At 55.5% G+C, this 15,024-nt stretch carries 14 protein-coding genes; 8 read left to right on the top strand and 6 right to left on the bottom strand.

Annotated elements, in window-relative coordinates; translation table 11 throughout:
* Window positions 1-102 precede the first annotated feature (102 nt).
* The 3 genes from H7B67_RS13085 to H7B67_RS13075 all read left to right on the top strand — a co-directional run bounded on the left by H7B67_RS13085 (window position 103) and on the right by H7B67_RS13075 (window position 4,497).
* Entirely contained in the window at window positions 103-2,760 is a 2,658-nt protein-coding gene (locus tag H7B67_RS13085) for a glycoside hydrolase 5 family protein (protein ID WP_185120263.1), read from the top strand.
* A 604-nt stretch (window positions 2,761-3,364) separates the two neighbouring features.
* The gene (locus H7B67_RS13080; RefSeq protein ID WP_185120262.1) at window positions 3,365-3,913 is read left to right on the top strand and encodes a DUF3231 family protein; all 549 of its coding nucleotides are present in this window, start codon (window positions 3,365-3,367) and stop codon (window positions 3,911-3,913) included.
* Window positions 3,914-3,948: 35 nt separating this feature from the next.
* On the top strand, window positions 3,949-4,497 hold the full coding sequence (locus H7B67_RS13075) for a CBO0543 family protein (protein WP_185120261.1): 549 nt from the start codon (window positions 3,949-3,951) through the stop codon (window positions 4,495-4,497).
* A gap of 56 nt (window positions 4,498-4,553) precedes the next feature.
* Here the strand turns inward: H7B67_RS13075 and H7B67_RS13070 are convergent, their stop codons facing one another.
* The 3 genes from H7B67_RS13070 to H7B67_RS13060 all read right to left on the bottom strand — a co-directional run bounded on the left by H7B67_RS13070 (window position 4,554) and on the right by H7B67_RS13060 (window position 6,239).
* Window positions 4,554-5,273 (bottom strand): SDR family NAD(P)-dependent oxidoreductase, encoded by a 720-nt coding sequence (locus tag H7B67_RS13070; RefSeq protein WP_185120260.1) that lies wholly within the window; start codon window positions 5,271-5,273, stop codon window positions 4,554-4,556.
* Window positions 5,274-5,340: 67 nt separating this feature from the next.
* Window positions 5,341-5,556, bottom strand: a complete 216-nt coding sequence (locus H7B67_RS13065) for a hypothetical protein (RefSeq protein ID WP_185120259.1) — start codon at window positions 5,554-5,556, stop codon at window positions 5,341-5,343.
* Window positions 5,557-5,726: 170 nt separating this feature from the next.
* On the bottom strand, window positions 5,727-6,239 hold the full coding sequence (locus tag H7B67_RS13060; protein WP_185120258.1) for a tetratricopeptide repeat protein: 513 nt from the start codon (window positions 6,237-6,239) through the stop codon (window positions 5,727-5,729).
* Between the two features lie 75 nt (window positions 6,240-6,314).
* Between H7B67_RS13060 and H7B67_RS13055 the strand changes: the two genes are divergently transcribed.
* Together H7B67_RS13055 and abc-f are read left to right on the top strand one after the other, a co-directional pair.
* Window positions 6,315-6,917, top strand: a complete 603-nt coding sequence (locus tag H7B67_RS13055; RefSeq protein WP_185120257.1) for a class I SAM-dependent methyltransferase — start codon at window positions 6,315-6,317, stop codon at window positions 6,915-6,917.
* A gap of 412 nt (window positions 6,918-7,329) precedes the next feature.
* Entirely contained in the window at window positions 7,330-8,793 is a 1,464-nt protein-coding gene (gene abc-f / locus H7B67_RS13050) for a ribosomal protection-like ABC-F family protein (protein ID WP_185120256.1), read from the top strand.
* On the opposite strand, the gene H7B67_RS13045 is transcribed toward abc-f, so the two are convergent.
* Window positions 8,774-9,724: a C45 family autoproteolytic acyltransferase/hydrolase gene (locus tag H7B67_RS13045; RefSeq protein ID WP_185120255.1), complete on the bottom strand. Its 951-nt coding sequence runs from the start codon at window positions 9,722-9,724 to the stop codon at window positions 8,774-8,776. The two genes, abc-f and H7B67_RS13045, sit on opposite strands and share 20 nt — an antisense overlap.
* A 392-nt stretch (window positions 9,725-10,116) precedes the next feature.
* Here H7B67_RS13045 and H7B67_RS13040 point away from each other — a divergent pair, with 392 nt between their 5' ends.
* Both H7B67_RS13040 and H7B67_RS13035 read left to right on the top strand, forming a co-directional pair.
* Complete coding sequence (locus H7B67_RS13040; protein WP_245363863.1) at window positions 10,117-10,968, top strand: ABC transporter permease; 852 nt, start codon at window positions 10,117-10,119, stop codon at window positions 10,966-10,968.
* An 11-nt stretch (window positions 10,969-10,979) separates the two neighbouring features.
* Window positions 10,980-11,879 carry a carbohydrate ABC transporter permease gene (locus H7B67_RS13035; RefSeq protein ID WP_185120253.1) on the top strand — a complete coding sequence of 300 codons (900 nt, stop codon included), beginning with the start codon at window positions 10,980-10,982 and terminating at the stop codon, window positions 11,877-11,879.
* A 307-nt stretch (window positions 11,880-12,186) separates the two neighbouring features.
* On the opposite strand, the gene H7B67_RS13030 is transcribed toward H7B67_RS13035, so the two are convergent.
* Both H7B67_RS13030 and H7B67_RS13025 read right to left on the bottom strand, forming a co-directional pair.
* Window positions 12,187-13,299 (bottom strand): HD-GYP domain-containing protein, encoded by a 1,113-nt coding sequence (locus H7B67_RS13030; protein ID WP_185120252.1) that lies wholly within the window; start codon window positions 13,297-13,299, stop codon window positions 12,187-12,189.
* A gap of 32 nt (window positions 13,300-13,331) precedes the next feature.
* Window positions 13,332-13,913 (bottom strand): HD-GYP domain-containing protein, encoded by a 582-nt coding sequence (locus tag H7B67_RS13025; protein WP_185120251.1) that lies wholly within the window; start codon window positions 13,911-13,913, stop codon window positions 13,332-13,334.
* Window positions 13,914-14,011: 98 nt separating this feature from the next.
* On the opposite strand from H7B67_RS13025, the gene H7B67_RS13020 reads away from it, so the two are divergent.
* Window positions 14,012-14,974 (top strand): tyrosine-type recombinase/integrase, encoded by a 963-nt coding sequence (locus H7B67_RS13020; RefSeq protein ID WP_342592584.1) that lies wholly within the window; start codon window positions 14,012-14,014, stop codon window positions 14,972-14,974.
* The last annotated feature ends 50 nt before the right edge of the window (window positions 14,975-15,024 follow it).

Below are 15,024 nucleotides of genomic sequence, written 5' to 3'. Positions count from 1 at the left end.
GACGAAGGAGAGGAATAGGATCGGATCTGGGAGATGAGGTGTTGTCGTCGAACCGGCGCTCTGTATCGAACAATAAAGGATGAAAGGATGGGATATATCGATATGAAAACCTCGAATAAGCCCGTGAAGCCACGCGGACGGCTGCGTAGGACGCTGCTCGCCGCGTTGGCCGCAACGACGCTCTGCGTTCCGCTGCCGTTCTCCGCCGCCGCGCATGCTGCAGGGGAACCGGAGACTTTGGGCACCATCGCGCTCGATGTCGAGGACGATGCTCAGAATCATGTCCATGAGACTGGCGTGCCGTTCTCGGTTGATGTGACACCGCATCTCTTCGCCGGAGATTCGCTTGATTCCTCGATCAAGTCGATCTCCTTCGCGGAAGGCAAGACACCCTATCAGACGGCGAATATCAACAACGCTTTGACTGTACTGACCGACGGGCAGCTCTCATACGGCACCGGTTACGGCGTATTCTTCGATCTGTGGAACGCCACGAGCGCGAACGACTATGTCGATGTCATCATCGACTTTACCGGAGTTGCCTCCGTGCAGTCGCTTGCGTTATACGGCTTCAACATGAATACCCAGTTCAGCATGCGGGAAGGGGACGTCACCTTCATAGGGCCGGACGGCACGGAGACGACGGAGCCGGCGAGCGTCACCAACACGACGAAGTCCACTGCCGCAACGTACTCCGCTTCCGAACCGATAGCGGCGAGGTCCGTTATCTTCCGCATCTACACCGGTGTCGGCAACGCTTGGAAAATCAATCTGACCGAGCTGGACATCACCGGCAAGGCGCCGGACTCCACGTTCGCGAATCTCCAATCGATCTCCGTGGAGCCGGGAGTCGAGCCTTACGCCAGCTATAACATCGATCAGGCGCAGACTCTCCTGACAGATGGCAAGACCAGCTACGGCAGCGCTTACGGCGTCGCTTACGATTTCTTCGGCAGACCGGAAGCAAGCAGGTACGCGAGGATCACGGTTACGATGGATAAGGAGGCGTACATCGACTCGCTCGATCTGTCCGCCTTCAACCTGAATACCTACTTTTCGCTTGAACGCGCGGATATTTCCTTCATTGACGCGGAAGGCGGCAGCGTCGCGCAGACCGTCTACGGCACCGGCAATGCCGCCAGCAGCGTGGCCGCCGTCAGCTTCCGATCGTCTTCCGGCGGCATACCAGCGAAGACGATCGAGATCGACGCCTACACGTCGCATCATTACGCCGGCGGCACTATCGCCTCGAAGCTGAACCTGACGGAGCTGCGATTCACGCAGACCACTTCCGACGGCAGCGGCCCCGACTTCCAATTGCCCGGGAACATCACGCTGACGGCGCAATGGAAGGACTACCAGGGTCAGCCGCTCGGCGCCCCGATTTCGCTCTCCTTCGAGGAGACGACCACTATCGACTCGCCGACCGAGCTGCCGACGGGATACTACGGGCTTGTCTTCCAGAGCACGAGCGACTTCGTCATCGGCGACCGCGTGCCGGGAGAAGCGAAGGAGTACGGCTTCGCCGTGTTGCCGACGCCTGCGACTCGCGTGGACCGCCCCGACTCGGCGTTCGGAATGGTTCACGCCGATCTCGAAGACCCGAACATTGGCGGATGGAGCAAGACGCAGTCATGGACGCCAAGCACGCTTGCGCCGGCGGCATGGGGTTCCCTGATGGCCGGCCGCCGTGCGGACGGCTGGGAGGAACTGCCTCTCGTTCACGCCGAGCTGTGGCACACCGCCGACTTTGAACCGATGCCGCAAGCGGACATTGAAAATCTGGCCGATACGCTTGCCGATTACGTTCAGGCCGATCCCGACGGCAAGTACTGGGAGCTCGGACTGGAAGAGAACTTGAGCCATTGGTCGAAGCCGTATTACTGGGAGAACTTACAGGCCAAAACGGCTGCGATCCGCGAGGCGGTCGACGACCTTGAACTGGATACGAAGCTTATCTACCAGATCGCCGAGCCGACGAACCGCAAGGCGTCGCTCTCGACGTTCCTCGCGAGCGACGTGGCGCCCATGTTCGACATCCTGTCTCTGCATCCGTACGCGTGGCCGGACTTCCCGAGCCCCGAGACGTGGCTGCCAGATATTCTCGACTTCACGCGCAGCGAAATGGCGAAGAACGGTCTCGATATGCCTATCTGGTTCACCGAGGTAGGGGCGCCGCACGCCGGCAACGCGCCGGGCGAGTATTTCGGCTACGGCGATCCCGCCACCGACACGGATCATTTGGTCGAAGGATTGTCGCGGATGGAAGAAGCGTCCTATCTGAACAAGGTCTACACGCTCGGCCTGGAGGGCGGCGTCGAGAAAATTTTCTGGTATAACTACAAGGACCGCGATCAACGGCGCTACTATCCGGAGGATCACTTTGGACTGCTCGATTATTGGGGTTACCCGAAGCCGGCCTATCTGGCCTATGTCGCCGCCCGCGATCAGCTGGATACGAAGGCAGCGAAGGGCGTCGCCAAGTTCGGAGACGTCTGGCTCGCCAAGTTCGACGGGGAAGACGAGGATACCTACATCCTCTGGACCGATCCTTCGGCAACCCCGCAAGCTCATGATCTGTCGTCACTGCTGCTGTCGGACGAGATTACCGGGGTGTTCAATACGCTCGGCACGCCGCTCGCGATTGCGGATACGGCTAGCTACATGGTTCCGTACGAGCCCGTGTTCGTCAACACCGCCCATGCGGAAGGCGAGATTATCCCACCGCCTGCGGAGCCAGGAGTCCCAGCAGGATCGTAAATTCCGGCGGCTGTTAATGCCTCGATCCAGGAGAACGCCTCTCAAAGCGGGAGGCGTTCTTTCCAATCTCATATGAAAGATATTGAATGAGTTCATGCGGCAATCAATCCTAGTAAGACTTACATCGATTTTCTTGATTGTAGTTGGCACTAAGCTAACGGGCAGGATAGTTCAGCAAATAAAAGCAGTTCTTAGAGGTCGAGGCCGTCCAAAAAGTCCGTTTCGGAGGGGCGGGGGAGGCTAACGGACACCAGCGACGCTTAAAATCTTAACACCAACCTTCGAAAACTCTAACGGTCACCAGAAACCCTTAGAGCCCCAAAATGGCTGTTTAAAGCAGGAAACTACACTCTAAGCGTCGCTAATGTCCGTTATATTTTGAAAATGAATTTTATTGCGCTTTTAAGCGTCTCTTGTGTCCGTTAGACTGCGAGTTCACTTCTTGGAGCCGCAGGAATCCTGCTGAAGCCCCCTGATTTTATTCAACTAACGGGAGACGATTCCCGACATATTGGTCCAGGTAAAAGGAAAAGCTTTGTACATAGGAGTACGAATATTTCCAGTGTTCCTAGAGACAATATTATTTGGGAGGTGCAACATCGATATGGCAAATGTTATGGAAGCCGTCACGCAAATTTTCAAGACACTAGTTAATGATCAACCGGAACCACCGATACACGCTGGCGAAGTGATGGATTTATGGAAATATGCGGCCTATATTGAGGAGGCCATCGTCCTTGAACAGATTGGAAGAAATACAACGATCGACAATGACCTGCTGAAGCTGCTCGATGAAGCAGTTACTATTTGCAGTGCCCAATCAGAGCGTATACAAAAAATGATGGAGGAATTTGGAATACCTATTCCTCCAATGCCATCGGATAAGCCGAAGTCAGAAGCTGGAGCTGTTCCTGCGGGAGCGAGAATGACTGACGATGAGATAGCGAACATCCTCGCGGCAAAGCTGTTGTTGGTCACTAAGGAATGTTGCCGGAGCATGCTGGAAGCTGTACGGTCTGATTTAGGTTTGATGTGGGCGAATATGCTATATGAGCAAGCAAAGTTCGGAGCGAATTTAAAGGTAAAGATGCGTGAGCGAGGTTGGCTCAAATCTCCACCGGCTTATTATCCTCCGGGTGCACCAAACCAATAATATTCGTTGAAAAGCCCACAGGGTGAGGGATTCGTGTGGATTGGGAGAAAATAGACAAGATACAATATGAATTTACCGAGGCCTATCACAAAGTATCCCAAATGTGGCGCGAGGAAATACTTTTTACCTGGAGATGGTGGTTAGCGGTAGCGCTTTCGGTAATCCCTTGGGTGTGGTGGTGGTTCTTTTTTCGCAAAAAAAACAGCACGGGAAGATTGTTATATGCAGGATATTTTGTCATTGCGATTTCGTTAACGGCTGACACAATTGGGGATCAAATGGGGCTATGGGAATACAGAGTTGAAGTAACTCCTTACCTTCCCGCAATGGTTCCATGGGATCTTACTTTAATGCCTGTCGTAATTATGTCGCTTATACAAATAAAACCGCACATAAAACCAGTTTACAAAGCCATTTTCTTCTCCGTAGCTACCGCTTTTGTTGGCGAGGAATTAGCCATACGGCTCGGACTTTATAAAATGTTAGATTGGCACCACACTTATAGCATTCTTCCATACTTTGTAATTTACCTAATAGCAAATAAGTTAGCCAACACAAAAACGATTGAACCCGTTACGGAGTAGAGGGTTTAAAGGGCAGTGACGAGATTTACAGCGCCGGCTACGCTCGTGAATCCCAATCACCACTCCATCGCATCCCCTTTATAGTCCAGAAACACGGGCTTTTCCCCTATAAATTCCTTATGCTTGGCCACGATGCCGAGGATGGATTCGGCCGATTCGGAAGGAGTCAGCGTACCGCTTACGTCGAGCTCTCCCCGCATATAGCTCCGGACGTGGCCGGGATGGAACACCATCGCTTGCCCGCCGGATTTCTTCAGCTCGTTATGGATCAAAGCCGTCTGCATATTCAGGGCGGCCTTGGACATGCAGTAGGCGAACCAGCCGTCCCGCCAGCAAGCAGCGATGCTGCCGGCTTCGGAGGAGATGTTGACGATCAGCTTGTCTTCGCTCCGAAGAATTAAAGGAAGGAGCGCATTCGTTACCCTAAGCGAGCCGAGAGCATTGACGTTGAACACGTTCTGCATCTCCTCGAAATTCAGCGGATCCGTCGCTTTGGCCTGAATGTCGCCCAGAATCGACGCGTTGTTGATCAGCAGCTCCAGCCGGTCCGTTCCGGCCTTGATCCGGTCCGCCGCAGCCGCGACGCTGTCGCTGCTAGAGATATCGAGAGGAATGGGCGTCAACCTCCCGGGGTGCTTGGCCGTCAATCGTTCCAGTGGTTCGCTCGAAGCTAAATACTGGCCGGCCCAAACGGAATAGCCTCGCTCCAGCAGCCCTTCCGCGAAAGCGAAGCCGAGACCGTGATCGGCTCCGGTGACACAGGCGAATCGTTCCATCTTTATGCTCCTCTCTACCTTATCTAATACTCATCATATCGGTTTTTGCCCAAAAGAAAAACCGCCCTTAGGCGGTGAAGTTCGGGCCGTCCTGTCCGGCGGGATCGTCTCCTGCTTTAAAGTATTTCTCGTAGATCAGGGCGGGGGCGATCAGAGAGCAAGCGACGAAGATAAGGCAGAAAGCGAAGAATCCGTAAATGCTCAGCTTGTCGACGATCAGTTGTCCGCCTTCGGCGGCGACCTTGGCCGCGCTTTGGCCGATCGAGAGCAGTTCCAGCTTCATGAACGATTCCTCCAGTCAAGGGATGAGATCCTGCCTCTATTGTAAGAGGCTCGGCATCCGATGAATGTGAAGAAGGTCACAAGAGGAACCCGCAGGGATTAACTATGGGAAAATCTTGCAACCATAGCGGCGAGGCCATCGTCTATCCTACATAGGTCGGTCGTCCCCGATTAGGATTCGGCGGTCTCGTCCAAGTCCTCCGCATACGCCATAATGCCGCGCTTGAAGTAAAGCAGCTTCTCGTCGGCGGTGGATTCCATGAGGTTGGCAATGAGAAGCTCGACGCTTTCTTTATACTGCTTGTCATTGTAAAGCGCCATGGACAAAAACACTTTGAGAGCCCTGTTGTCGGGGAATTCGCGGACGCCTCTTCGCAGCGTCTCGACGGCTTTACCGTAATGGCCCCAGTAGCGGTACGTGCTGCCGAGCCCGAGCAGGCAGCGCTCCAGATCGGCGTCGGAAAGCCCGAGCCGCAGGGCTCTTTCGTAATAGGGAATCGCTTCCTTGCCCAGTCCGGAATTGTCATGGGCGATGCCTAACTGGTAATTTACTAGAGGGTCTTCCGGATCTTCCGCCAGAAGCTCCTGCAGCTTGGCGCGGACATCCGCCAGAAGAGCCTGATCTTGCTTGGCTCGCCCTTCTTCGCGTAATAGGATCAATGTTTGAAGCCGATCGTTCGGCATGCTGCTTCACTCCTTTTTACATCCATCTATCGTACCATATTATTCTTGCAGGAACTGCAACCGGAGGAGAGGACCATGGAGACCTACTGGAATCACAACACGGCCTTTCATAACATCTTAATCGCGGATGCGAAAAAACGAGGAGGACGCGTTCTCGATATTGGCTGCGGGGACGGTTTGCTTCTGCATCGCCTTGCGCCGTTCGTCGATCGGGCGGTCGGAATCGACCCCGACGAGAACGCCATCGAACGCGCCCGACAGAGGCTAGCCATGGTGCCGAACGCGTCGCTGGTTCATGGGGATTTTCTCGATTGGCCCGTCCCTTCCGAATCCGAACGCTACCAGACGATCACTTGCGTGGCGGCTTTGCACCACATGAAGCTGCGATCGGCCTTGATCAAGATGCGCCAGTTCCTCGCTCCCGGGGGCAAGCTTCTCGTCGTCGGCTTGTCCGCGAACAAGTCGGCGATGGATTACGTCCATTCCGGGCTGGTAGTGCTGCCGATCCGGGTCATGGACCGCCTGCATGGGGGAATGCGGGACATTGGCGTTCGGATCGCGGAACCCCAAGAGTCTCTCAGCGAGATTCGGCAGGCGGCTAACGAGATATTGCCCGGCGCGAGAATCCGGCGCAGGTTTTATTACCGGTATCTGCTTTCTTGGGTTTCGCCGATTTGACAGTCTGATCCGGTCAATGTTATATATGTACTAACTTGTAAAGGAGGCACGCGATCTATGCTTCATTCCATGCGTATTCGATAAGCCAGCCGCAAAAGAGCCTTTTTCCACATTCGTGGGCTTTTTTGAGCTGCTTATTCATGCGCATGAAGCGACATAGACTGCGAGGGCGGATATAGCCTTAATTAGGCTTGTTTTCGCGTCGCCGTGTCCTTATTCGTGCTTGAAATGCAGACCGATGCCCGCCTATGTGGGGTGCCGGTCTGTATTTTTTTATTCGACGAGGGAGGGTTGGCCATGCAGAACATGCCAATGCACTGGTACTTCTTTATATAGGTTCCCCTTCAAGAATCGCAGGTTATCCTGCGAACGAGAAACGGCGATTCTGCGATTTCTGAAGGAGGAAACGACCATGAGTTTATTGATCAAAGCGAAAGAGCTTTATGTGGAATATAAGGGACGAGACGTCCTGGCTATCGACGAGTTGGAGATTTACGACTATGACCGGATCGGCTTGGTGGGGGCGAACGGAGCGGGCAAGAGCACGCTGATTCGAGCGCTGCTGGGCGAAATAACGGTACCGCATGGCCATATCGCGCGCGAAGGCCGATTTGCCTATATCCCTCAGATGGAGGAAGCGTCTCCTCAGAAAGCCCCCAATTACGCCATGCTCGGCAAGCTGGGCGTGGATCGGCTGAGCGAACGGCCGAGCGGCGGCGAGGAGACGCGTCGCAAGATCGCGCAAGCCTTGTCCGACGAGGTTCACGGCCTTTTCGCCGACGAACCGACGTGCAATCTGGACCTAGAAGGCATCGACTTCCTGGTTCATCAGCTGCGGGCTTATTCCGGCGCGCTGCTGCTGGTTAGCCATGATCGGTATTTCCTCGACCGAGTCGTCGATAAGATCTGGGAGCTTAAGGATGGCACGATCGCCGAATATTGGGGAGGTTATTCCGACTATTTGGCCCAGAAGGAAGAGGAGCGGCAAGCCCAGGCAATTCAATATCGGCAATATGCGGCGGAACGAGACCGGCTGGAGAAGGCCATCTTGGAGAAAAAGAGGCAGGCGCAGAAAGTCGATCAGTCGGCGAAAGGAGCTGCAAGGAGAAACAAATCGGAAGACGGGGGACGGCTCGGCCACCAGAAGACGCTGGGCAGCAAGCAGAAGAAGCTGCATCAGGCGGCGCGAAACCTGGAGCATCGTATCGAAGCGATGGGAGACGCGAAGCCTCCCGAGGCGATCCGCTCCGTCCGATTCCGGCAGAGTCCGGCGCTTGCGCTCCACAATCCGTTCCCGATCATGGGGAGCGGGATCGGTTTGCGGTTCGGGGACAAGGTTGTTTTCGACAAGGCGTCCTTCCAATTCCCGCTCGGGGCCAAGATCGCGATTACGGGCCCGAACGGAGCCGGCAAAACGACGCTTTTCCGAATGATCCTCGGTCGCGAGGAAGGTATCTCCGTATCTCCCAAAGCCCGGATCGGTTATTTCGCTCAGGACGGCTATAAGCTCGCGAAGAATCAGGCCGTGATGGCCTACATGGCGGAGAATAGCGATTATCAGGCATCCGACATCCGCGCCGTTCTGGCAGCGATGGGCTTCGCTCCCGAAGACGTCGGCAAGGAGCTGTCGGTCTTAAGCGGCGGAGAGCTCATCAAGCTGCAGCTTGCCAAAATGCTGCTCGGGAGATACAACATTCTGCTGATGGACGAACCGAGCAACTTTCTCGACCTTCCCGCCGTGGAAGCGTTGGAGAAGCTAATGAAGGACTATGCGGGTACGATTATTTTCGTCACGCATGATGCGCGGCTGCTAGAGAACGTAGCGGACCGGATCTACCGGATCGAGAACGGGAAGATCATTCTGAAGAAAGGGTGACGCGGATCTCCGTCTCCGGCGAATTCTTGGTCGCGAGCAACACCTTCTCGTGAGGCCAGAGATAGCGGGCCGTTCCGGCTACAGGGTCGAATTCGACCGTATAAAGCGTGCCGAAGTGATCGGAGTACCGCCGGTTGTATAACGGAGGCTCAAGGAACCGCTCCGGCGATACCTCTCCGCTCAAGCGGCTAAGAAATTCGAACCGTTCCGTCGAATGGTTCGCTGCGGGCGCCGGGTGCGGCTGATGGTTCGTGCAGCAGAGAAGGCCTTGCGCCTCGGTCGCGCCTGTGGGCGAAGCGTAAACGACGGAATATCTCCCTTCGCGGTCCAGGAGGGAGATATTTTGATGCAGGCGATGAGGAAGCCGGCGCAGCCGTTCGGCCGCTTCCGGTACCGATGAGCAAGTCTTCAGCAGATACCGGACGATCAAAGGAATCGCGAAGCCGTCGCCCGTCGCGTAGTTCCCCCCGAAGGTGATGGACAACGCGAGACCATGGTGGTTCAGGCCGTCCAGGTATCCCCATCCCCCTTCGGCGGAACCTATGATCCAGCCGTCGCCCGGCAGCGGCTCGTATCGGAATACGCCGGCGAAGCCATCGATTCCGAGGTCGTAATTCCGAATCAAGGTGGGATGTCCTAGCCGCAGGGAAATCGAATTGCTGCAGCCGGAGAAGAAGGGGCGCAGGTTAACCATGGCGATCAACTGGGCTTGGCCGGGAAGATCCGGCGAAGCGGCGAGCAGCGCCTCGAACTCCGGCCGCAATTCGGGCATAAACCGATCGATCCGTTGCCGAACCTCTTCAGCGCTCATGGGCGATTGCGGGCGATAGAATTCAAGGTCCCAATGCCGCTCGATATGGGACGCCCAAGCGGCCGCATTTTCCCGGAGGCTCGGCAAGCGTTTAAACAAGTAAGGCTTTATCCATTCCATGTTTCGCAACTCCTTTGTCAGTCGGATATAGGGGGCCGATCCGTGTTATCTCGACTTTACCAGGAGGCGAACGGCCGATCCTGCTCTTTTGTGCTTTCGCATGCCATGAACCCGATTCCGCCGATGCACCGAATTCCGATCGGAAGCCGAAATCCCCAGTCGCATCAAGGCTTGCGGAATTCAGTTAACGGCCGGAAAAGAGTCTATTGTGCGCGTTCCGGACGTCCCCGTATTCTTGGGTTACCCGGCCCGTTGCCGCATGTCGACAGAGAGAAGGGATACGCATGGATCAAATTATCGAGCAGGTCAGTCCGACGGCGGAGCTGAGGACTGCGAGCAAGGTTCGCAAGTCTAGATGGTTCCGCCGAGACTATCAGCTGTACTTTTTGCTGATGTTGCCGATCGTCTACTTCGTTCTTTTCAAATACGTTCCGATGTACGGCACGGCGATCGCGTTCCAGGATTACAACCTATTCAAAGGCATATCGGGCAGCGAATGGGTCGGCTTCGAGAACTTTACGCAGCTGTTCGCGATGAGCCAGTTCTATCAAGTCGTGAGGAACACGCTTCTGCTTAATCTGCTCGACCTGTTGTTCTCTTTTCCGGCGCCGATCCTGCTGGCTCTTCTCTTAAACGAGCTGAGGGTCGTCTGGTTCAAGAAAACCGCGCAAACGCTGCTTTACCTCCCGCACTTCATCTCGTGGATCATCATCGGCGGCCTCGTCTATCAGATTTTCTCCAACAAGGGCGGCCTGCTCAACAACCTGATCACGTCCCTGGGCTTCGAGGCGGTTCCGTTCCTGACGGAGAAGAACCACTGGCTGTTCGTTTACCTGGGAACCGGAATCTGGCAGAGCGCCGGCTGGGGAACGATCATCTATCTGGCGGCGCTTACCGGAATCAACAGGGAGCTCTATGAAGCCGCGGATGTCGACGGGGCGGGCCGCTGGAAGAAAATGAGGCACATCACGCTGCCGGGAATCCGATCGACCATCGTGGTCATGCTTATCATGCAGCTCGGGCACATCATGACGATCGGCTTCGAGCGCCCGTTCGTGATGGGGAACACGCTCGTCATGGATTATTCGGAGGTCATCAGCACCTTCGTGTATAAGGCAGGCCTTCAATCGGCTCAATTCTCGCTCGCGACCGCCATGGGATTGTTTCAGGCGATCGTCGGACTGATCTTCGTCGTCGGGGCGAATACGATCGCCAAGCGCATGGGCGAGCAAGGAATCTATTAGGAGGCATGGACATGACAAACTCAACGGCAACCGCAACGAGAAGAAAATTATCCAGAGTTCGTCCGTCGGATATCGCGATCATGGCCGTCATCGGCGTCGCCATGCTGATCTGTCTGATTCCTTTCTTGCACATCGTCGCGGTCTCGTTAAGCACCAAAGACGCGATCCTGTCGGACCGCGTGACGATTTGGCCGCAGGGCTGGGATTGGCACGCCTACGAGGTCGTGTTCTCCGATTCGAGGATGCTGCGGTCGATGGGGCTGACGATCTTCCTGACGGTATCGTTCACGATCATCAGCATGATCATGAGCATCTGCGCGGCTTACCCGCTTACGAAAGAGAGGCTTAAGGGACGGTCGTTCTTCATGCTGATCATCGTCTTCACGATGTTCTTCAGCGGGGGCATCATTCCCGACTATTTGCTGATCAAGCAGCTCGGCCTGCTGGACAGCCTCTGGTCGCTTATCCTGCCGGGGATGATCAGCGCGTTCAACCTGATTATCCTGCGGACGTTCTTCTCCTCGATTCCGGAGAGCCTGGAGGAGTCGGCCCATCTGGACGGCAGCTCCCATATCGGCACGTTGATCCGCATCGTCCTGCCGCTGTCGATGCCCGTGCTCGCCACGCTAAGCTTGTTCTACGCGGTCTCGAGATGGAACGGGTTCATGGATGCGCTGTTCTATATCACGAACTCGGAGCTGTACCCTATTCAGCTCAAGCTTTATCAGGTCGTCATGAACAGCATGGTGACGGATTTGACGGCTCAGGAAGGAGCATCCCAAGCAGAGCTTCTTCCGGAAGGCATCAAGGCGGCCAGCATCATGTTCGCGACGGTGCCGATCCTGCTCGCGTACCCGTGGCTGCAGCGGTACTTCGTGTCCGGCGTGATGATCGGCGCGGTCAAAGGCTGAGGATTTAACCGAACGCTATTCGGAAAATAAGATAAGACTCCTTGTGCGGTTTCTTCCGGCAGGAGTCTTATTTTTGATTGGAGGGTCCTCGGGTCGTCCTTTTTTCCCATGACTTTAGAAGCAAAAAGTTGTTCTTTTCGACAAGAATAGGTAAGATATACAAAAGTACACCGCCTTGTCATTCATTCAAACCGATTATGGCTACCGGATCTTGCTTCCTTGCGCACACAACACGACGAAAGACCGTTCTGCTCTTCGGAACGGTCTTTTTGCGCTCTGCGATAAGCGTGCGTCATCGTTTCGCCCATTACTGGACGATGTCCGAGATGACCACCTCGAGACTGTCTTTCAGATCGAGCTCGTACGGATAGAGGACCAAGCTCCCGTCCGGTTCCTGAATGACTTTGACGATAGGGCGTTGGACGAAGGAGGGATCGACCGAGGCGATGATCGCCGTCTGTCCGTTGTTGAGCCGCACGCGGCTTCCGACCGGATAAATGGATACATGCCCGACAAACAGCTTGACGAAGGACAGATTGAACAGGGTATCGCCGGAGCCGAACAAATACTCGATCGCCTCGCCGGGCGTATAAGCCTTCCGATGATGGCGAGGAGAGACCAGGGCATCGTAAATGTCCGCGATTCCGATGATTTGGGCGTAAGGATGAATCTCTTCCTGCTTGATGCCGAACGGATAGCCGGAGCCGTTGTATCGTTCATGGTGCTGCAAAGCGCACAATGCGGCCGTGTAGGGGATGCCCTCCAGCTCGGAAAGCCGTTGATACCCTTCGATCGAATGGGCTTCGATTCGTTCCTTCTCTATCGGAGTCAGCGATCCGGACTTGGCATACAGAGATTGGGGCACGCTCGCCATTCCGATATCGAACAGAAGGGCGGCTACGGTCAACTCGTACAGCTGCGACTCGCTGTAGCCGTTGGCGAATCCGACGATGGCCGAATAGGCGGAGACGTTCATCGCATGCTGGAACAGAAAGGGATCCTTGTCGTGAAGAAGCGCCAGCTGTTCCATAATGACGGGCTGACGGCTGACGTAGTCGAGCATATGACCGTAAATGCGGAGGAAACGTTGCCCAAGCAAAGGCACGGACAAGCGCTTCAGGATCGCATCGCCGCCTATGAAATCGGCTACCGTGTCGGCAACGGCCGCGCGGGAAGCCTGCAGGCTGGCTCCGTCATGGATGTCTTGGAAGGAAGGGGCGGTGTCCCGGGCCGGGGCGGCGAGAGAGGACGCCGCTTCCTCATGGACGCAAACGGCTGAAATGCCAAGCTCTTTGAGCCTGCCGATATAACGTTCGGTCAATTTGGTGCCGGTTGCCAGAATGACCGCTCCGTTTTTGCCCAGAACGGGCTTGGCCAACGTCTGGCCCGGACGAACGCTGTGGGTTTGAATCTGGATCATCGTAACCCTCCTGCCTTAATCGTAGAATTATATTATTGAATGCTTTGAATCCGCTCGACCGTCGAATCCGGAAGCGCCAGGAACAGATCGACGTATCGGCCGTCGAATTGGACGTCCCGCTGGGCGTCCAGTTCTTCCTTGGCTTCCTTAAGCGACTTGACGCTGTTGTAGGAGCGCGGCTGAACCATGGCGTCGAAGGCGTCGATCACCGCGCACATGCGAGCCCAGGAGGGGATGCGGCGGCCGGACAGTCCGTCCGGATAGCCCGTGCCGTCCCATCGTTCATGGTGGGACCGGATCGTGTCCAGCATGCGACGGTCGCTCCACCCGAGCTTCCGGATGAACTCCAATCCGAACAAGGGGTGGGCGCGCAACCGTATTTTCTCGCTCGGGTCGAGCGGAGCGGATTTTAACAGGATCGAATCCGGAATGCCAAGCTTGCCGATGTCATGGAAGCAGCAGGCTAATGTAAACTTTTGACGATCTTCGTCGGACATTCGCAACGGTTCGGACATGGCTTGGGCAAGCAGGCCGACTCGAAGGCTGTGCGAGAAAGTAACGGAATCGAGGCTTCTTCCCAAGGTCCGAAGACCGGAGCTGAGCGATTTTCTCATGAGAGGACACTTCCCGTTGGATGGTTGACTTATCAGGGGGCGCTGTGGCCCGGTGTCGAACAATATTGATTGTTCGAATCAGAAAGGGGGCTGGCATCGTGCACGCGGAGACCGAAGCGGTTCGGGCCGTGGGGGAGCGGCTTGAGTTGACTGACGAACAGATGATTCAAATCTTTCTTGGCGGCTATCATAGGCCGAATACCGTAAGGAATTACAAAAGAGCCTTGTTGGAGTTCAGGTTATTCATAGGCTCCAAACCGTTCAAGGACGTGACCTGGCACGATATGGAACGGTTCAAGACATCCTTGCTTAGCGGAAACGAAACCCGCAAGCCGTTGTCTCCTTCGGCGATCGCAAGCCTGATCGCGCCGCTCCGTTCCTTCTTCAAGTGGGGGAGCGACGCCAATATCGGATTGTTCGCGCACAATCCCGCTTCGCGGGTCCGATTGCCGAGAGTTCAAGTGACGAGCGGGCACCACTATCTGACGCAAGGGGAACTGACTCGGCTGCTTGAACATCTCCGCGGAAAAGGCGCGAGGGAATGGTTGATGGCTTTGAATATGGCCATTCTAGGGTTGAGGGTGTCCGAATTGACGCAGATCAAATGGGGGGACTTCATGACGGATCCATCGGAGAGCGCCGTGTGGCTGAGCATCGTCAACGGCAAAGGGGGGAAGAGCCGCCAGGTGAAGGTTCCCGAGGCGCTCTGGAAGCTGCTTAACGATCCGGCCATACGCGAGAAGCTTAAGCAACGCGGCCTGAAGGCCGAAGAATCGCATCGCGTCTTCCCCATCTCGAGCCGGCAAGTAGAGAGAATCATCGTAAGAGCGTGCAGGGAATGCGGGATCGGCAAGAAGGTGACGCCCCACTGGCTTCGGCATACCAACGCGACGATGGCTCTGCTGCACGGAGCTTCGCTTCAGCAGGTTCAGCATACGCTCGGACACACTCAGATCAACACGACCCAGAGGTACTTGCACACCGTGGAGCTGATGAAGAAGAACGCTCCGGATTTCGTGGCGGAAAGCATGCGGCATCTATTGGATCAAGCATTGTCTTGATACCAAATCTAGGCTATAATGCTTATCAATAGGAAAAAAGGACCTAAAAA

It is taken from the genome of Cohnella thailandensis, from assembly GCF_014212135.1.
GTDB classification, from domain to species: Bacteria; Bacillota; Bacilli; order Paenibacillales; family Paenibacillaceae; genus Cohnella; species Cohnella thailandensis.
Note: the sequence above shows the minus strand (reverse complement) of the source record. Positions and strands in the feature narration are given on the sequence as shown.